Genomic DNA, 1,937 nt, shown 5'->3' with positions numbered 1-1,937 from the left:
TCGCTTCTTCACGTCCAAACGGTAAATAACCAATTTCATCGATAATCAGTAACTTTGGTCCCAGTACCGCACGTTGCATATAGGTTTTCAGTTTACCTTGCTGATAGGCTGTACTCAGTTGCAGCATTAAATCCGCTGCGGTAATGAACTTGATCTTAATGTTGTTCATGATGGCCTTATAGCCTAATGCCATAGATAAATGCGTTTTTCCTACTCCGCTAGCCCCCAGAAACACCACATTTTCTGCTCTAGCAATAAAGCTCAGATTGAACAGTTCAATCACCTGTGATTTAGGGGCCCCTAGGGCATAATTAAAATCATAGTCTTCCAGGGTTTTGACTTGAGGCAGGCCTGAGAGTTTCAGTTGCAAGATATTCCCTCAAGATCCTGATCTTTCCTGGATATCCCAACCTTAAAATTTCCTGGTAGAGCACGACAGCAGGAATCCATTCAGGATGAGCTGCGTTTACACGTTGGAGTAAATAGGGTTTATATGGGTCAAGGATACTTATTCTAGGCTGTATACGCTGATACTGAGGTGTGGTGTTTTGCCGTAAATATTTACGTACGGTATTTCTGGATAGCCCCAGTTCACGACTAATGGCTTTAATAGATTTACCTTGTTGATGAAGTATTTGGATTGTCACTGCTTGCTCCAAAGTTAACATGTTGAGCAGTCCAAAATGACCGCTATATTAACCAAGGGGGTCAGTTTTTAAATGCCATTAGGGGGTCATTTTTACACTGCCGCTAACAATGGGCCTGTATATTTCAGGTACTGCAATTGGCGGAATGGGTGGTCGTCTCATTGCAGGGGTATTGATTGATTATATTAGTTGGCAAAATGCCATGATGATTATTGGTATCATTAACCTATGTATAGCCACAGCATTCTTTTTATTACTTCCAGCATCTCAACATTTTCAAGCTTATCCCATTCGTTTCAACCGATTTTATGAATCTTTCGTTAAAAACTTAGCAGATCCAAAGCTGAGAATTTTATTCCTTCAAAGCTTTATCCTCATGGGATGTTTTGTCTCTATATTTAACTATATGAGCTACCACCTATTAGAAGAACCTTATCAACTTTCTCAAACTTGGATTGGGCTAATTTCCATAGCTTATTTGGCAGGAATATATAGTTCACCTCGGGCTGCAAGTTGGGGGAAACGCTTTGGGCGTGAAAAAGTTTTACCTGCAATGCTGATCATGATGTTGTTGGGGCTGTTGATTATGCTCATTCCGGCATTTTGGTCAGTCATTTTTGGACTGATTGTATTCACCTTTGCTTTTTTTGCAGCGCATTCCACGGCAAGTAGTTGGGTATCAGTTCAATCCCTGCAATACCGTGCCGTAGGTTCATCTTTATATTTATTTTGCTATTACTTAGGTTCTAGTATTTTGGGTAGCAGTAGTGGTTTGGTTTGGGAGATGTCTGGTTGGATTGGGTTGACGAGCTTTATTGCTGTTATCTTGATGATCGGTTTATTTTTAGCAATACATTTGAATAAATTAAAATAGAAATATGTGAATAAGCTATTATTTAATATTCGTTTTACATCTATTTTTTAATATAAATAACACTATAAAAATGGCTGAATTTACTATTTTTATGATTATACAACTTTGGTCTAATATTTCTTTTAAAAGGTGCCTCATAATAATGAAATACATCACAATATAATAAATAAAATATTTTTGGTTATCATTTTTAAAATCTAATATATTTTCAAGTTGTTGATATTTAACATTTATACGTATTGTTCGTATTTTTTTGCATTTATTTTTAGTTGGAATTATATATAGATCAATATTAGATCTCTTTCATAAATCAAAAAACGATCTTCTTTTTGGTTAATATTTGCACTCCGGATTTCTTAGCATTCGTGCATAATCTGCGGATGAAATACATCGATTCAAACAAGCTTTCTGATCCT

Annotated in this window: 3 pseudogenes; 1 reads left to right on the top strand and 2 read right to left on the bottom strand. The window is 36.3% G+C overall.

Features of this window, described 5'->3' with window-relative positions:
• Both istB and FTU38_RS16610 read right to left on the bottom strand, forming a co-directional pair.
• Positions 1-364 (bottom strand): annotated as a pseudogene (gene istB / locus FTU38_RS16615) (IS21-like element ISAba8 family helper ATPase IstB); the annotation flags it as partial.
• Positions 330-668, bottom strand: a pseudogene (locus FTU38_RS16610) (helix-turn-helix domain-containing protein); the annotation flags it as partial. The pseudogenes FTU38_RS16610 and istB, both read right to left, overlap by 35 nt.
• A gap of 88 nt (positions 669-756) precedes the next feature.
• Between FTU38_RS16610 and FTU38_RS16605 the strand changes: the two are divergent.
• Positions 757-1,521, top strand: a pseudogene (locus tag FTU38_RS16605) (MFS transporter); the annotation flags it as partial.
• Positions 1,522-1,937: the final 416 nt, after the last annotated feature.

The organism is Acinetobacter sp. YH12098 (assembly GCF_013419235.1).
Lineage (GTDB): Bacteria > Pseudomonadota > Gammaproteobacteria > Pseudomonadales > Moraxellaceae > Acinetobacter > Acinetobacter amyesii.
This window is presented reverse-complemented; position numbering and strand designations above follow the sequence as displayed.